Genomic DNA, 16,067 nt, shown 5'->3' on the forward strand with positions numbered 1-16,067 from the left:
CGAGCGCGAGGAGTGAGCGGAGCGAGCCCCGCAGTCGCGAGCGAAAGGCAAGCACTGTGACCGACGTAGCGAAGCAGACCGAGACCGTCACGCTCACCATCGACGGCGTCGAGGTCACCGCCCCCAAGGGGGCGCTCCTGATCCGGGTCGCCGAGCAGTTGGGCACCGAGATCCCCCGGTTCTGCGACCACCCGCTGCTGGCCCCGGCCGGCGCGTGCCGGCAGTGCCTGGTCGAGGTGGAGGGGCAGCGCAAGCCCGTCGCCTCCTGCACCCAGACCGTCGCCGACGGCATGGTGGTGCGTACCCAGCTCACCTCTCCGGTCGCCAAGAAGGCGCAGGAGGGGGTCATGGAGCTGCTGCTGCTCAACCACCCGCTCGACTGCCCGATGTGCGACAAGGGCGGCGAGTGCCCGCTGCAGAACCAGGCGATGTCCACCGGCCGCGCCGACTCGCGGTTCCACGAGCACAAGCGGGAGTACCCGAAGCCGCTGCCGATCAGCACGCAGGTGCTGCTCGACCGCGAGCGCTGCGTGCTCTGCCAGCGCTGCACCCGGTTCTCCGAGGAGATCGCCGGCGACAAGTTCATCGACCTGATGGGCCGGTCGTCCGCCGAGGAGATCAACATCTACCGGGACGAGGACTACGGCGTGGACGCGGGCTGCCCCGGCCACGCCGATGCCGCGGCCGAATCCGGCGACGTGCCCTTCAACTCGTACTTCTCCGGCAACACGGTGCAGATCTGCCCGGTCGGCGCGCTGACCGGCACCCAGTACCGGTTCCGGGCCCGGCCGTTCGACCTGGTCTCCTCCCCGAGCGTGTGCGAGCACTGCTCGGCCGGGTGCGCCCAGCGCACCGACTGGCGGCGGGGCAAGGTGCTGCGCCGGCTGGCCGGCGACGACCCGGCGGTGAACGAGGAGTGGAACTGCGACAAGGGGCGGTGGGGCTTCCAGTACACCCGCGCCTTCGACCGGCTCACCACCCCGCTGGTCCGCGACCCGCAGACCGGCGAGCTGCGTGAGGCGGCGTGGAGCGAGGCGCTGGCCGTCGCCGCCGAGGGCCTGCGCGCGGCGCGGGACGGCGGGCGGGGCACGGCGGTGCTCACCGGCGGTCGGCTGACCGTCGAGGACGCCTACGCGTACGCGAAGTTCGCCCGGGTCGCGCTGAACACCAACGACATCGACTTCCGGGCCCGGCCGGTCTCCCGCGAGGAGACCGACTTCCTGGCCAGCTCGGTCGCCGGGGTCACCGACGTGACCTACGCCGACGTGGAGAAGGCGCCGGCCGTGGTGCTGGTCGGGCTGGAGCCGGAGGAGGAGTGCCCGATCCTCTTCCTGCGGCTGCGCAAGGCGTACCTGAAGAAGAAGCTGACGGTGTACGCGATCGCGCCGTTCGCCACCCGCGGCCTGGAGAAGCTCGGGGCCAAGCTGGCCCGGGTGGTGCCGGGCGAGGAGGCGAGCGTGCTCGCCGAGCACGCGACGGTCGCCGAGGCGCTCAGCGCCGAGGGCGCGATCCTGATCGTCGGCGAGCGGCTGGCCAGCGTGCCGGGCGGTCTCTCCGCGGCGGCCGACGTGGCCCGGCGTACCGGTGCGAAGCTGGCCTGGGTGCCGCGGCGCGCGGGTGACCGCGGCGCGGTCGACGCGGGCTGCCTGCCCAACCTGCTGCCCGGCGGCCGCGTGGTCAACGAGCCGGCGGCACGGGCCGAGCTGGGCGAGGCGTGGGACATCCCGGCCGGGGTGATCCCGAGCCAGGCCGGCCGGGACACCGACGGCATCCTCGCCGCCGCCGCCGGCGGCCAGCTCGGCGCGCTGGTGGTGGCCGGGGTCGACCCGGCCGACCTGGCCGACCCGCGGCTGGCCGAGGCGGCCCTGGACGAGGTGCCGTTCCTGGTCAGCCTGGAGCTGCGGATGAGCGCGGTGGCCCGCCGGGCCGACGTGGTCTTTCCCGTGGCCCCGGTGGCCGAGAAGGCCGGCAGCTTCCTGGACTGGGAGGGCCGGCTGCGCCCCTTCGATGCGGTGCTGCGCACCGCCGCGATGACCGACGGCCGCGTGCTGGACGCGCTCGCCGCGCAGCTCGACGTGCAGCTCGGCACCGGCGACGTGCTCAGCGTCCGCCGCGAGCTGGGCGCGCTGCCGCGGACCCGCACCGAGCGCCCCGCCGCCCCGTCGGTGGAGCCGGTCGCGGTGCGCGAGCCGGGCGCCGGTGAGGCGGTGCTCGCCACCTGGCACCAGCTGATCGACCTGGGCAGCCTCACCGACGGCGACGAGCACCTCGCCGGCACCGCCCGCCCACCGGTGGTCCGGCTGGGCAAGGGCACCGCCGAGGCGCTCGGCGTGGCCGACGGCGACCCGGTGACGGTGGGCACCGACCGGGGGGCGCTGACCCTGCCGGCGGAGATCACCGAGATGCCGGACGGCGTCGTCTGGCTGCCGACCAACTCGCCCGGCGCGACCGTGCGACGCAGCCTCGGCGCGACGTCCGGAGCGGTCGTGCGGATCTCCGCCGCCGCGGTCGCCGCCGACGCGGCCGACCGCCCGGGCCCGCTCCTCAACGCAGGGGGTGTACACCAGTGAACGCGGTCTACCTGGCCCAGGACCCGACGCTGGCCGACTTCGGCCGGGACCCGTGGTGGCTGGTCCTCATCAAGATCGTCTTTGCCTTCGCCTTCGGCCTGGTCGCCACGCTGCTCGGCGTCTGGTTCGAGCGGCGGGTCGTGGGCCGCATGGCGGTGCGGCCCGGCCCCAACCAGGCCGGCCCGTTCGGTCTGCTGCAGACCCTCGCCGACGGCCTGAAGATGGCCTTCAAGGAGGACATCCTGCCGAAGGCGGCCGACAAGGTCGTCTTCTTCTTCGCCCCGACCATCTCGGTGATCTGCGCGGTCACCTCGCTGTCGGTGGTGCCGTTCGGCCCGATGGTCAGCATCTTCGGCCACTGGACGCCGTTGCAGGTCACCGACGTGCCGGTGGCGGTGCTGGTGCTGCTGGCCTGCTCGTCGATGGGCATCTACGGCATCGTGCTCGGTGGTTGGGCCTCCGGCTCGACCTACCCGCTGCTCGGCGGCCTGCGCTCCAGCGCCCAGATGATCTCGTACGAGGTCGCCATGGGCCTGAGCATCGTGGCGGTCTTCATGACCGCCGGCACGATGTCGACCAGCGGGATCGTCGCCGCCCAGGGCGAGGGCACCCGGTTGAGCATCGCGGGCCTCGAGATCCCGGCCCCCGGCTGGTACGCGATCCTGCTGCTGCCGAGCTTCATCATCTTCTTCATCTCCACCGTCGGTGAGACCAACCGCGCGCCGTTCGACCTGCCCGAGGCGGAGTCCGAGCTGGTCGCGGGCTACATGACCGAGTACAGCTCGCTGAAGTTCGCGCTCTACATGCTCAGCGAGTACGTCGCGATGGTCACCATGTCCGCGGTCACCACGACGCTCTTCCTGGGCGGCTGGCGCGCCCCGGCGCCGATCACCACCATCTGGGCCGGCGCCAACTCCGGCTGGTGGCCGATGCTGTGGTTCTTCGCCAAGGTCGTCATGCTCGTCTTCGTCTTCGTCTGGCTGCGGGGCACGCTGCCCCGGCTGCGCTACGACCAGTTCATGCGCTTCGGCTGGAAGGTCCTGCTCCCGATCAACCTGGTCTGGATCCTGGTCCTGGCCGGCCTGCGCTCGATCGAGGACTGGGACTCGCGCAGCAAGCTGATCGCCGTCGGCATCCCCGCCGGCATCCTGCTGCTCGCCACGCTGCTCTGGCCGAGCCGGAAGCCGCAGCCGAAGCCGACGGTCCAGGAGCAGGTCAACGACCGGCCGCACGGCAGCTTCCCGCTGCCCCCGATGGACCTGCAGGTACCACCGAGCCCGCGCACGAGGCGCGTGGTCGCCGAGCGGGAGCCGGCCAACATCGCCGCCGGCCCGGACTCCAGGGAGGTGTGACGTGGGCGCGATCACCGGAACGTTCAAGGGATTCGGTGTCACCTTCTCGCACATGTTCAAGAAGGTCGTCACCACCGACTACCCGTTCAAGCCGCCGGTGTCGGCGCCGCGCTACCACGGGCGGCACATCCTCAACCGGCACCCGGACGGGCTGGAGAAGTGCATCGGCTGTGAGCTGTGCGCCTGGGCCTGCCCGGCGGACGCGATCTACGTCGAGGGCGGCGACAACACCGACGAGCAGCGCTTCTCGCCGGGTGAGCGGTACGCCAGCGTCTACCAGATCAACTACGCCCGCTGCATCTTCTGCGGGCTCTGCATCGAGGCCTGCCCGACCCGCTCGCTCACCATGAGCAACGAGTACGAGCTGGCCCGGGACAGCCGGCAGGACCTGATCTTCACGAAGGAGCAGCTGCTCGCGCCGCTGCTGCCGGGCATGGAGCAGCCGCCGCACCCGATGCGGCTGGGCGACAGCGAGAAGGACTACTACGTCGGCGCGCTGACCAACCCGGGCACCTCGGCCGGCGCGGAGCACTCGGCCAACAACCCGGGCCGGTACCAGGTGGAGGAGCACCCCGGTGTGACCTTCCCCGGCGCCGAGCAGCACGCCCAGCGGGCAGCGGCCGCCAAGGGGGACGGAGCATGATCACGCAGACGGTGCTCGCCGCGGCGGGCGGGGTCTCCGGCGGGGAGCAGGTGACCTTCTGGATCCTGGCCCCGCTGGCGCTGATCGGCGCGATCGGGATGGTCGCGGCGCGCAACGCCGTGCACTCGGCCCTCTGGCTGGTGCTGACGATGCTCTGCCTGGGCGTGTTCTACGTGCTCCAGGCCGGGCCGTTCATCGGCATGGTGCAGATCATCGTCTACACCGGCGCGATCATGATGCTGTTCCTCTTCGTGCTGATGCTGGTCGGCCGCGACGCCTCGGACTCGTTGATCGAGACGCTGCGCGGCCAGCGGGTCGCGGCGGCGGTGCTCGGGCTCGGCTTCGCCGGCCTGGTCGGCGGCGGGCTGTGGCGCGCGCTGGACGGCACCACGGCCGTCGGCCTGGAGCAGGCCAACGCCGAGGGCAACGTGCAGGGCATCGCCCGGCTGCTCTTCACCAAGTACGTCTTCGCCTTCGAGCTCACCTCGGCGCTGCTCATCACGGCCGCGGTCGGTGCGATGGTGCTGGCCCACGTCGAGCGGCGCAAGCAGGACAAGATGGACCAGCCGAAGACGATGCGGGCGCGCTTCGCCCCGGGCAACTACCCGGGCCCGAAGCCCGGCCCGGGTGTCTTCGCGACCTCCTCCTCGGTGGCCACCCCGGCCCGTCTGCCCGACGGCCGGCTGACCGACCGGAGCACCTCGGACATCCTGCCGGTGCGCGAGCTCACCGACCGGGAGACCACGCTGAAGGGGACGGACAAGTGACGCCCGACAACTACCTGGTGCTGGCCGCGGTGCTCTTCACCATCGGCGCGGTCGGTGTGCTCATCCGGCGCAACGCGATCGTGCTGTTCATGTGCGTCGAGCTGATGCTCAACGCGGCCAACCTGACCCTGGTCACCTTCAGCCGGATCAACGGTGACCTCAACGGCCAGATCATGGCGTTCTTCGTGATGGTGGTGGCGGCGGCCGAGGTCGTGGTCGGGCTCGCGATCATCATGGCGATCTTCCGGACCCGGCGCTCCGCGAGCGTCGACGACGCCAACCTGCTGAAGTACTGAGGGGTCCTGCGGTGGGAACGATTCTGACGAACGCCCCGGCTGAGCCGGTGGGCACCGTCGCCTACGCGACGGCGGACGGGCTGCTGGGCAGCGTCTGGCTGCTGGTGGCGATCCCGCTGGTCAGCGCGGCGGTCCTGCTGCTGCTCGGCCGGCGTGCGGACCGCTGGGGGCACTGGCTCGGGGTGGCCGCCATCGGCGCCGCCTTCGTGCTGGGCCTGACCTACTTCTTCCAGCTGCGTGGCCTGGAGAACAAGTCGGTCGAGCTGAGCCTGTGGGACTTCATCACGGTCGGCGACCTGCGGGTGGACTTCGGTCTGCTCTTCGACCCGCTGGCCGCCGTCTTCGTGCTGCTGATCACCGGGGTGGGTTTCCTGATCCACCTCTACGCGGTCGAGTACATGGCGCACGACGCGGGACGTCGGCGGTTCTTCGCCTACTTCAACCTGTTCGTCGCCGCCATGCTGCTGCTGGTGCTCGGCAACAACTACGTGATGCTCTACTTCGGCTGGGAGGGCGTCGGTGTGGCGTCGTACCTGCTGATCTCCTTCTGGTACGAGCGGCCCAGCGCCGCCACCGCCGGCAAGAAGGCGTTCCTGATGAACCGGGTCGGCGACGCCGGCCTGGCGATCGGCATCTTCATCATGTTCGCCACCCTCGGCACCACCCAGTACGACGAGGTCTTCAACGGCGTCGGCTCGCTGACCGGGACCACGGTGCTGGTGCTCGGCCTGCTGCTGCTGCTCGGCGCGGCCGGCAAGTCCGGCCAGTTCCCGCTCCAGGCGTGGCTGCCGGACGCGATGGAGGGCCCGACCCCCGTGTCGGCGCTCATCCACGCCGCCACCATGGTCACGGCCGGCGTCTACCTGATCGCCCGGTCGAACCCGATCTTCTCGGCCAACTCCACCCTCCAGCTGGTGGTGGTGAGCGTCGGCGCGCTGACGCTGCTGATCGGCTGCATCATCGGCGCGGCCAAGGACGACATCAAGCGGGTGCTGGCCTGGTCGACGGTCAGCCAGATCGGCTACATGTTCCTCGGCGTCGGCCTGGGTGGAGGCGCCTACGCGCTGGCCATCATCCACCTGCTGGCGCACGGCTTCTTCAAGGCCAACATGTTCCTCGGCGCCGGCTCGGTCATGCACGGCATGAAGGACCAGGTCGACATCCGCCGGTTCGGCGGCCTCTCGAAGCACATGAAGATCACCTGGCTGACCTTCGCGGCCGGCTGGCTGGCGATCATCGGCATCCCGCCGCTCTCCGGCTACTTCTCAAAGGAGCCGATCATCGCGAGCGCCTTCGAGCGGGAGGGCTGGACTGCCTGGCTGTTCGGCGGCGCGGCGCTGCTTGGTGCCGGACTGACCGCCTTCTACATGACCCGGCTCTTCGTGCTCACCTTCCACGGGCCGACGCGCTGGACGGAGGACATCCAGCACCCGCACGAGTCGCCGAAGCTGATGACGATCCCGCTCATCCTCCTGGCGGTCGGGTCTGTGGTGGCCGGTGGACTGATGGCCTGGAACGACGGAGTCGCCTCCTGGTTGACGCCCGTGCTCGGGGAGGTGCCCGGCGGCGAGGCGCACGGCGTCCTCTCCCACACGGTGATCACGATCCTGTCGATCCTGATCACCATCCTCGGCGCGGGTCTGGCCTGGTTCCTGTTCCGCAACGGCACGGCCACCGCGCCGCAGCCGGCCGGCGTACTGGTCACCGCCGCCCGGAAGAACCTCTACACCGACGCGTTCAACGAGGCGGTCTTCGAGAAGCCGGGCATCTTCCTCACCCGGGCACTGGTCTACCTGGACAACCGGGGCGTCGACGGGCTGGTCAACGGCCTCGCGGCGGGGATCGGTGGCGGCTCGGGCCGGCTCCGGCGGCTCCAGACGGGCTTCGTCCGGTCGTACGCCACCTCGATCCTGACCGGCGCGCTGCTGGTCCTGGCGGCGTTCCTGGCCGTCGAGGCGGGGTGGCTGGCGTGATCGACCTCTTCCAGGCGGCCGTCACCGGCGGACCGCGCAGTGACGACGGAGGTAAGGCCGCATAATGTCCGACTTCCCGTTCCTCTCGGTGCTCACCGTGGCACCGCTGGTCGGCGCCCTGGTGGTGGCCTTCCTGCCGCGCAGCCGGCCGGAGCTGGCCAAGCAGGTGGCGCTCGGCTGGTCGCTGCTGGTGCTGGCGCTGTCGGTGGTCATGTGGGTGACCTTCAAGGTCGGCGGTGACCGCTTCCAGTTCCGCGAGTCCTACGCGTGGATCCCGAACTGGGGCGTCAACTTCACCTTCGCCGCCGACGGCATCGCGCTGGTGATGCTGATGCTGATCGCGGTGCTCGTGCCGCTGGTGATCCTGGCGTCCTGGCACGACGCCGAGTCGTCCAAGCGGTCGGTGCCGGTCTACTTCGCCCTGCTGCTCGTCCTCGAGTGCACGATGATCGGCGTCTTCGCCGCCGCCGACGTCTTCCTGTTCTACGTGTTCTTCGAGGTCATGCTGGTGCCGATGTACTTCCTCATCGGCAGCTACGGCGGCCACCAGCGGCAGTACGCGGCGGTGAAGTTCTTCCTCTACTCGCTGGTCGGCGGTCTGTTCATGCTCGCCGCGGTGATCGGCCTCTGGGTCGTCGGCGGGAAGACCTTCGACTGGCAGGCGCTGTCCCAGGTGGACATCTCCACCGGCACGGAGCGCTGGCTGTTCCTCGGCTTCTTCCTCGCGTTCGCGATCAAGGCGCCGTTCTTCCCGTTCCACACCTGGCTGCCGGACGCCGGTGGCGCGGCCCCGGCCGGTGCGGCGGCGCTGCTCGTCGGCGTGCTCGACAAGGTGGGCACCTTCGGCATCCTGCGCTACTGCCTGCCGCTGTTCCCGGACGCGGCCAAGTGGTTCGCCCCGTGGGCGCTGGCGCTGGGGCTGATCGGCATCATCTACGCCGCGCTGCTGGCGGTCGGCCAGAACGACCTGAAGCGGCTGGTGTCGTACACCTCGATCGCGCACTTCGGCTTCATCGGGGTGGGCATCTTCGCCTTCACCACCCAGGCCGGCACCGGCGCGGTGCTCTACATGGTCAACCACGGCCTCGCCACCGGCCTGCTCTTCCTGGTGGTGGGCATGCTCATCGCCCGGCGCGGCTCGGCGCTGATCAGCGACTTCGGCGGCGCCGGCAAGCTGGTGCCGATCCTGGCCGGGGTGCTCTTCTTCGCCGGTCTGGCCTCGCTCGCGCTGCCCGGCACCGCGCCGTTCGTCTCCGAGTTCCTGGTGCTGATCGGCACGTTCACGGTGAACAAGCCGGTCGCGGTGATCGCGACGCTCGGCATCATCCTGGCCGCCGCGTACGTGCTGTGGATGGTGCAGCGCACCACCCAGGGCACGCTCAACCCGGCGCTGACCCAGATCGACGGCATGCGGCGTGACCTGAACCTGCGCGAGAAGTTCGTGGTCGCCCCGCTGATCGCACTGATCCTGTTGCTCGGCTTCTACCCGAAGCCGGTCACCGACGTGATCAACCCGGCCGTGCAGGCGACCATGCAGGACGTCGGCCGAACCGACCCCGCCCCGACCTCGGGCGGCACCGTCCAGGAGGCGGCAAAGTGAGCCCCGCAGTCGCGAACGAGAGGTTTGCGAAGTGACCGAGCTGAAACTGCCGTCGATCGACTACGCGGCGCTCGCTCCCACCCTGATCATGCTGGGCGCCGCGCTGCTGGGCGTGCTGGTCGAGGCGTTCGTGCCCCGCCGGCTCCGGCACGTGGTCCAGCTGTCGATGGCCCTGCTGGCGGTGCTCGCCGCGCTGACCATGGTGGTGCTGGCGGCCGACGAGCGGAAGATCACGATCGGCGGGGCGATCGCGGTGGACGGGCCGACGCTCTTCCTCCAGGGCGCGATCCTGGTCCTCGCCGCGATGGCGCTGCTGCTCATCGGCGAGCGCTCGGTGGAGCGGGGCGGGGCGTTCGTCGCCCAGGCCGCGGTCACCGCCGAGTCGGCCGACGACCGGCGGCAGGCCGAGGGCAAGAACGGCCTCACCGAGGTCTACCCGCTGACCACGTTCGCGATCGGCGGCATGCTGATCTTCGTGGCGGCGAACGACCTGCTGACCATGTTCATCGCGCTCGAGGTCTTCTCGCTGCCGCTGTACCTGCTCTGCGCGCTGGCCCGCCGCCGGCGGCTGCTGAGCCAGGAGGCCGCGCTGAAGTACTTCATGCTCGGCGCGTACGCCTCCGCCTTCTTCCTGTTCGGCGTGGCCCTGATCTACGGCTTCACGGCGGGCGTCCCGGGCCGGCAGGCGGGTGTCGACTTCGCCACCATCGACGCCGCCGTCGCGGACTCCCCGGCCAGCCCCGTGCTGCTCTTCGCCGGCATGGCGCTGCTCGCCATCGGGCTGCTCTTCAAGGCGGCGGCCGCCCCCTTCCACGTCTGGACGCCGGACGTCTACCAGGGCGCGCCGACCCCGGTCACCGGTCTCATGGCCGCCTGCACCAAGGTCGCCGCGTTCGGCGCCCTGCTGCGGGTGTTCCACGTCGCCTTCGACGGGGCCCGGTGGGACTTCACCCCGGTCCTCGGCGTGGTGGCGGTGCTGACGATGCTGGTCGGCGCGGTGCTGGCGGTCACCCAGACCGACATCAAGCGGCTGCTGGCGTACTCCTCGATCGCCAACGCCGGTTACCTGCTGGTCGGCGTGCTGGCCCCGGGGGCCGACGGCATCTCCGGGACGATGTTCTACCTGGTCGCGTACGGCTTCTCGGTGCTCGCCGCGTTCGCCGTGGTGACCCTGGTGCGCGACGCCGACGGGGAGGCCACCCACCTGTCCCGCTGGGCCGGGCTGGGCCGGCGCTCGCCGTTCTACGCCGGTGTCTTCACCTTCATCCTGCTGGCCTTCGCCGGCATCCCGCTGACCAGCGGCTTCACGAGCAAGTTCGCGGTCTTCGGCCCGGCGCTCGACGGCGGGCAGGCGTGGCTGGTGATCGCCGGCGTGCTGACCAGCATGGTGCTGGCCTTCCCGTACCTGCGGGTCGTGGTGATGATGTGGCTCTCCGAGCCCGGCGAGTCGACGCCGACCGTCGCCGTGCCCGGTGGGCTGACCTCGGCCGCGCTGATGATCGGCGTGCTCGCCACGCTGGTGCTCGGTGTGGCGCCCGCTCCGCTGCTCGACCTGGCCACCGGCGCCGCCGAATTTGTCAGATGACCGACGCTGACGCCCGCGGGGGCCGGTACGCCACGGCGTGCCGGCCCCCGCGCCGTATCCCCCGTCCCGGGCAGGTCGGAGGGGTGTGGCATGGTTGATGGCGTGGTGAATCCGGCTGGCGAGCGTTCAGGTGCCCCCGGGTCCGGCGGCCGTCGGACCAGGGTGAGCACGAGTCAGTTCGGCGCGCTCGGCCTCTATCTCGCCGACCCCCGCGTCGAGGCGTCCGTGCTGGGCCTGCTGGAGAGCGTCGAGTCCGAGCTGCGGGCGGGCGTGGCCAGCGCCGACCCGTTCGTCACGGAGGCCGCCCGGCACCTCGTGGAGGCCGGCGGCAAGCGGTTCCGGCCGCTGCTGGTGGCGCTGGGCGCGCAGTTCGGCGACCCGACCAACGCGCAGGTCGTGCCGGCCGCGGTGGTGATGGAGCTCACCCACCTCGCGACGCTCTACCACGACGACGTGATGGACGAGGCCGCCGTGCGCCGGGGGGCGCCGAGCGCCAACTCCCGGTGGACCAACTCGGTCGCCATCCTCGTCGGCGACTACCTCTTCGCCCGCGCCGCCGACATCGCCGCCGACCTGGGCACCGAGGCCGTACGCCTCCAGGCGCGCACCTTCGCCCGGCTGGTGCACGGCCAGATCGCCGAGACCGTCGGCCCCCGCCCCGGCGACGACCCGGTGGCCCACTACCTCGACGTGATCGCCGGCAAGACCGGCTCGCTGATCGCCACCTCGGCCCGCTTCGGCGGCATGTTCGGCGGTGCCGCCCCGGAGCACACCGAGGCGCTGGCCGGCTACGGCGAGACCATCGGCGTGGCCTTCCAGCTCTCCGACGACCTGCTCGACATCGCCTCGGAGTCGGTGGAGTCGGGCAAGACGCCCGGCACCGACCTGCGCGAGGGCGTGCCGACCCTGCCGGTGCTCTACGCGCTCGGCTCGGACGACGCCGACGCCGCCTCGGTGCGGCTGCGGGAGATCCTGGCGACCGGCCCGCTTACCGACGACGACCTGCACGCCGAGGCGCTCGGCCTGCTGCGCGAGAGCCCGGCGCTCAAGCGGGCCCGGGAGACGGTCCGCAGCTACGCCGAGGAGGCCCGGGAGCAGCTCTCGCCGCTCCCGCAGGGCCCGGCCCGCCGCGCCCTCGAATCCCTCTGCGACTACATCGCCGACCGCACCAGCTGACGACACCCGGCCCGTGCCGGCCCGCTAGCGGCGGGCGAGCAGCCGGCTGCCGGCGAGCATCAGGGCGGCGGCCAGCAGCATCGACCCGGCGGCCACGATCCACATCGCCTGGTAGCCGGCGTGCGCGGCCACCGCGCCGAGGCCGAGCGGGCCGAGGCAGCCGCCCGCGTACACCCCGGTCTGGGTGACCGAGGTCGCGGCGGCCGGGGCCTGCGGGTGCAGCCGGACCACCGCGAAGGTCATCAGGCCCGGCCACGCCCAGCCCAGGCCGAAGCCGAGCAGCACGCCGGCCACCAGCGGCACCGACCCGGCCACCGCGAGCAGGCCCAGCCCCGCGGCGCCGACCACGAGCATGCCGGCGATGAGGGCCACGTGCCCGGTGGCGCGGCGGTCCGCGAGCCAGCCGACGCAGACCCGGGCCGCCACGCAGACGGCGCTGCCCAGGGTCAGGGTCAGCCCGGCCAGCCCGGGTGACATCCCCCGGCCGGCGGCGGAGTCGACGACGAAGGTGCCGAGCGCGTTCGCGGCGGCGGCGGCGAAGGTCCCGGCGGCCCCGACGACCACCAGGGCCGCCGTGGCGCGGCCGGCGCGGCTGGGGGCGGCCGTCCGGGTGGGGCGTGGCTCCCGGGCGGGTACGGCCGGCAACGTCGCCAGGGCCGCGCCGGCGGCGGCCACGAACGCCCAGCGCCAGCCGGCCGTCAGCGCCACGGTCGGCACCGCCGCCCCGGCCAGCAGGGTGGCGACGGGGATGGCGGCCTGCTTCACCCCGAACGACAACCCCTGCCTGCGGGCCGGCACGTGCCGGGCGAGGGTGGCGTTGCTGGCGAGCTGTCCGAGGGCGTTGGCGGTGCCGGCGAGCGCGAGCAGCCCGAGCAGGACCGGGTACGAACGGGCCACCACCGCCACCGCCAGCAGGCAGGCGGCGGAGAGCAGGATGCCGGCGCGGGCCACCACGGCCGGCCCGTGCCGCTCGGCGAGGACGCCGGAGGGCACCGAGGCCAGCGCGCCCACCCCGAAGTAGACCGACACGGCCAGGCCCAGTCCGGCCGGGGAGAAGCCCAGCTCATCGCCCATCTGCACGGCGAGACCGCCGAGCAGGAAGACCGGCAGGACGCAGGCGATGGTGACGGCGACGGCCCCCGCCACCGCCCGGGCGGGCCGGGGCGGAGTGCCGCGCGGGGCGGGCTGCAACGCGGTGTCGGTCATGGTCCGGCAAACCTACGCGAGCAGCGATTGCGTCACGGTACGTGCCTGTCGGGGCACGCGCCGTTCATGGCAATCTGGCATCCTCCACCCGAACAGGCATTTCGCACCGGGCCTGTTTTTCATATGGTGTAAGTCCCCGGCGGCGGAGGTGGTTGTGCGCGACCCCTTGGCGGAACCTTCGGATCTCATCCGGAGCGTGTCCCGCGCGCTACGAGTGCTCGAGTCGGTCGGTCGCGCCCCGAAGGGGCTCACCGTCAAACAGATCGCCCGGCGCTGCGAGCTGACCGTGGCGACGACCTACCACCTGGTCCGCACGCTGGCCTACGAGGGCTACGTGATCCGTCGGGAGGACGGCACGTACATCGTGGGTCTGGAGGTGGCCGACCGCTACCGCGAGCTGGTGACGGCGTTCCGGGGGCCGCCGGCGGTCGGGGAGAGCCTGCGCCGGGCCGCCCTGGACACCGGCTACAGCCACTACCTCGGCCGGTTCGTGGGCGGCCAGGTGGCGGTCACGGCCGTGGCCGAGGGCCCGCGCTCGCCGTACCTGGAGGACCTGGTGCCCGGGTTCGACGAGGGGGCGCACGCGACCGCCCTCGGCAAGGCCCTGCTCGCCACGCTGACCGCCGAGCAGCGCTTCCGCTACCTGCGCGACTACGGCATGCGCCCGTTCACCTCCGCGACCCTGACCACCACGGAGGCGTTCGAGGTCGACCTGGCCGCCGGGGACCGGCGGGGCATGCAGCTGGAGCTGGGGCAGTTCCGGCAGGGCGTGGCCTGCGCCGCGGTGCTGGTCAGCCCGGACAAGGACATGGAGCGTCGGGTGGTGCTGGCCTGCGCGCTGCCGGCCGGCGAGATGATGACCTCCGCCCGCGTGGTGCGGGCGAAGCTGCTCACGGTCGCCCGGACGATCGCCGACAACCTGGCCGCCGACAGCTGACCCCGCCCGGCCCGCCCGCGTCGGCCCGGAACGGCCCGGGGCCCTCTCCCCGGCTGGGAGAGGGCCCCGGTGGCGGTCCAGCGCCGGACCGCCCGAGGAGGGGTCAGCTGCCGATCGGGCCGCCGTCCAGACGCCAGGCGACCACCACGCCCGGCTTGGCGTAGTCACCGTCCGGCCAGTTCGAGGCCGGCTTCTCGACCGACGCCCCGCTGACCTCGCCCGGGTGCTGCACCGCTACGAAGACGGAGCGGTTGTCCCCGGTGATGAACGGGCCGCAGGCCTCCGCGCCCACCGGCACGGTGAGGAACTGCTTCAGGTGGCCCCGCTCCGGTCCCTCGACGGCCGTCGCGAAGAGACCGTCGTTGCTGCCCAGCGCGTTACCGTCCGTGGAGATCCAGAGGTTCCCGGTGGCGTCGAACGCCACGTTGTCCGGGCAGGAGATCGGGGAGACCTTCGTCTTGTCGTACCCGGCGAAGAAGGTCGACGGGTCCGCCGGGTCACCCGCGACGATCGGCAGCGACCAGGCGAAGGTCTCGGCCGCGTTGTCACCGCGCTCCTCGACCAGCTCCAGCACCTGGCCGTGCTTGTTCAGGTTGCGCGGGTTGGCCTCGTCGGCGGCCGGCTTGCCGGCCTTGCCCCGATCGGTGTTGTTGGTCAGCGCCACGTACACCTTGCCGGTGAGCAGGCTCGGCTCGACGTCCTCCGGGCGGTCCATCTTGGTCGCCCCGACCTTGTCGCCGGCGAGCCGGGTGAAGGTGAGCACGTCCGCGGCGGTCATCCCGTCGACGTACGAGCGGTTGCCGCTGACCAGCCGGATCCACCGGCCCCGGCCGTTGAACGCGCCGTCGGACGGGAGCCTGCCGGAACCGTCGATCTCGCCGGCGCTCGTCTCGTCGAGCTTGGCGACGTAGAGGGTGCCCGACTCCAGCAGGGTCAGGTTGTGCCGGCGGGCGACCCAGGAGCCGCCCTTCATGAACTTCTTGTCGGAGACGAACTTGTACAGGTAGTCGAAGCGCTCGTCGTCGCCCATGTAAGCGACCACGTGCCCGCTCTTGGCGACGATGACGTTCGCGCCCTCGTGCTTGAACCGGCCCAGCGCGGTGTGCTTGCGCGGCCGGCTCTCCGGGTCGTACGGGTCGATCTCCACGATCCAGCCGAACCGGTTGGCCTCGTTGGGGTGCTTCGCCAGGTCGAACCGCTCGTCGGCGCGCTCCCACTTGCGGCTGCCGCTCGGGTGGCGGGTCGTGGTGGTGATGCCGTACCGGGCCAGCTTCGGCTTCACCTCCTCGGCCACCGCGTCGCCGCCGACGAAGTACTGGTTGAAGTTCTCCTCGCCGGAGAGCACGGTGCCCCACGGGGTCACCCCGCCGGCGCAGTTGTTCAGCGTGCCGACGACCGTACGGCCCTTCGGGTCGGCGGCGGTCCGCAGGTGCGCCGAGCCGGCGGCGGGCCCGGTCAGCTCGAACTTCGTGGCCAGCGCCGTGACCCGCCGGTTGTACGGCCGCCGGCCCTTGGTGACCGGCCGCCACTGCCCGGTGCCGTCGACCCGCTCCAGCTCCACCACGGACATGCCGTGCGCGGCCATCGCGATCCGCAACTGCTCGGCGGTCAGCGCGTCCTGGCTCGTGAAGCCGGGGAACATCAGGTCCTCGTTGGTGTACTCGTGGTTGACCACGAGCAGCGCGCGGCGGCGCCCGTCGAGCGGCAGCACCCCGACGAAGTCGCTGTTGTAGCCGAACTGCCCGGCCTGGGCGGCGGCGGTCTGGGCGTGCAGGTCGAACTCGGGGGCGCCCGGCACGACCGGGTCGCCCCAGCGCATGACGACCGCGTGGTCGTACCCGTTGGGCACGACGAGGCTGTCCAGGGTGTTCGGCGGGACCGCCTTGAAGGTCAGCGCGCCGTTGCCGACGCCGCCGGCGGGGCGGTCGAAGCCGGCGGCGTCCGGGACCACGGGGGTGGCGG

The 16,067-nt window shown here is 72.0% G+C and carries 12 protein-coding genes; 10 read left to right on the forward strand and 2 right to left on the reverse strand.

Annotated features, from left to right (window positions below; translation table 11 throughout):
- Nucleotides 1-56: 56 nt before the first annotated feature.
- The 9 genes from ACSNN9_RS16100 (at nt 57) to ACSNN9_RS16140 (ending at nt 11,962) form a co-directional block, all read left to right on the forward strand.
- Nucleotides 57-2,570 carry an NADH-quinone oxidoreductase subunit G gene (locus tag ACSNN9_RS16100; protein ID WP_436674018.1) on the forward strand — a complete coding sequence of 838 codons (2,514 nt, stop codon included), beginning with the start codon at nt 57-59 and terminating at the stop codon, nt 2,568-2,570.
- Complete coding sequence (nuoH, locus tag ACSNN9_RS16105; protein WP_436674020.1) at nt 2,567-3,922, forward strand: NADH-quinone oxidoreductase subunit NuoH; 1,356 nt, start codon at nt 2,567-2,569, stop codon at nt 3,920-3,922. Before ACSNN9_RS16100 ends, nuoH begins: the two co-directional genes overlap by 4 nt.
- Before the next feature lies 1 nt (nt 3,923).
- On the forward strand, nt 3,924-4,565 hold the full coding sequence (gene nuoI, locus ACSNN9_RS16110; protein WP_436674021.1) for an NADH-quinone oxidoreductase subunit NuoI: 642 nt from the start codon (nt 3,924-3,926) through the stop codon (nt 4,563-4,565).
- Nucleotides 4,562-5,332 carry an NADH-quinone oxidoreductase subunit J gene (locus ACSNN9_RS16115; protein WP_436674022.1) on the forward strand — a complete coding sequence of 257 codons (771 nt, stop codon included), beginning with the start codon at nt 4,562-4,564 and terminating at the stop codon, nt 5,330-5,332. The genes nuoI and ACSNN9_RS16115 overlap by 4 nt, the downstream gene beginning before the upstream one ends.
- Complete coding sequence (gene nuoK / locus ACSNN9_RS16120; protein ID WP_436674024.1) at nt 5,329-5,628, forward strand: NADH-quinone oxidoreductase subunit NuoK; 300 nt, start codon at nt 5,329-5,331, stop codon at nt 5,626-5,628. Before ACSNN9_RS16115 ends, nuoK begins: the two co-directional genes overlap by 4 nt.
- 11 nt (nt 5,629-5,639) lie before the next feature.
- Nucleotides 5,640-7,601 carry an NADH-quinone oxidoreductase subunit L gene (gene nuoL / locus ACSNN9_RS16125; RefSeq protein WP_436674025.1) on the forward strand — a complete coding sequence of 654 codons (1,962 nt, stop codon included), beginning with the start codon at nt 5,640-5,642 and terminating at the stop codon, nt 7,599-7,601.
- Nucleotides 7,602-7,665: 64 nt separating this feature from the next.
- Nucleotides 7,666-9,201 (forward strand): NADH-quinone oxidoreductase subunit M, encoded by a 1,536-nt coding sequence (locus ACSNN9_RS16130; RefSeq protein WP_357872727.1) that lies wholly within the window; start codon nt 7,666-7,668, stop codon nt 9,199-9,201.
- 31 nt (nt 9,202-9,232) lie between these two features.
- Nucleotides 9,233-10,786, forward strand: coding sequence for an NADH-quinone oxidoreductase subunit NuoN (nuoN, locus tag ACSNN9_RS16135; RefSeq protein ID WP_436674026.1), 1,554 nt, complete (start codon nt 9,233-9,235; stop codon nt 10,784-10,786).
- 90 nt (nt 10,787-10,876) lie between these two features.
- Nucleotides 10,877-11,962 carry a polyprenyl synthetase family protein gene (locus ACSNN9_RS16140; protein ID WP_357872733.1) on the forward strand — a complete coding sequence of 362 codons (1,086 nt, stop codon included), beginning with the start codon at nt 10,877-10,879 and terminating at the stop codon, nt 11,960-11,962.
- 24 nt (nt 11,963-11,986) lie between these two features.
- Here the strand turns inward: ACSNN9_RS16140 and ACSNN9_RS16145 are convergent, their stop codons facing one another.
- Nucleotides 11,987-13,168, reverse strand: coding sequence for an MFS transporter (locus ACSNN9_RS16145; protein WP_436674027.1), 1,182 nt, complete (start codon nt 13,166-13,168; stop codon nt 11,987-11,989).
- Between the two features lie 154 nt (nt 13,169-13,322).
- Here ACSNN9_RS16145 and ACSNN9_RS16150 point away from each other — a divergent pair, with 154 nt between their 5' ends.
- A complete protein-coding gene (locus tag ACSNN9_RS16150) occupies nt 13,323-14,105 on the forward strand; it encodes an IclR family transcriptional regulator (RefSeq protein ID WP_358090986.1) in 783 nt (260 codons plus the stop codon).
- A gap of 103 nt (nt 14,106-14,208) precedes the next feature.
- Here the strand turns inward: ACSNN9_RS16150 and ACSNN9_RS16155 are convergent.
- Nucleotides 14,209-16,067: PhoX family protein (locus ACSNN9_RS16155; RefSeq protein ID WP_436674029.1), on the reverse strand; the 1,859-nt coding region annotated here is incomplete at its 5' end.

The sequence above is a fragment of the Micromonospora sp. URMC 107 genome, from assembly GCF_051386315.1.
Taxonomy (GTDB): Bacteria; Actinomycetota; Actinomycetes; order Mycobacteriales; family Micromonosporaceae; genus Micromonospora.

What these genes read in the sequence shown, in the direction of transcription:
- ACSNN9_RS16145 (WP_436674027.1), bottom strand. Translation starts at nt 13,168, where the DNA reads ATGACCGACACCGCGTTGCAGCCCGCCCCGCGCGGCACTCCGCCCCGG.
- ACSNN9_RS16140 (WP_357872733.1), top strand. Translation starts at nt 10,877, where the DNA reads ATGGTTGATGGCGTGGTGAATCCGGCTGGCGAGCGTTCAGGTGCCCCC.
- ACSNN9_RS16115 (WP_436674022.1), top strand. Translation starts at nt 4,562, where the DNA reads ATGATCACGCAGACGGTGCTCGCCGCGGCGGGCGGGGTCTCCGGCGGG.
- ACSNN9_RS16130 (WP_357872727.1), top strand. Translation starts at nt 7,666, where the DNA reads ATGTCCGACTTCCCGTTCCTCTCGGTGCTCACCGTGGCACCGCTGGTC.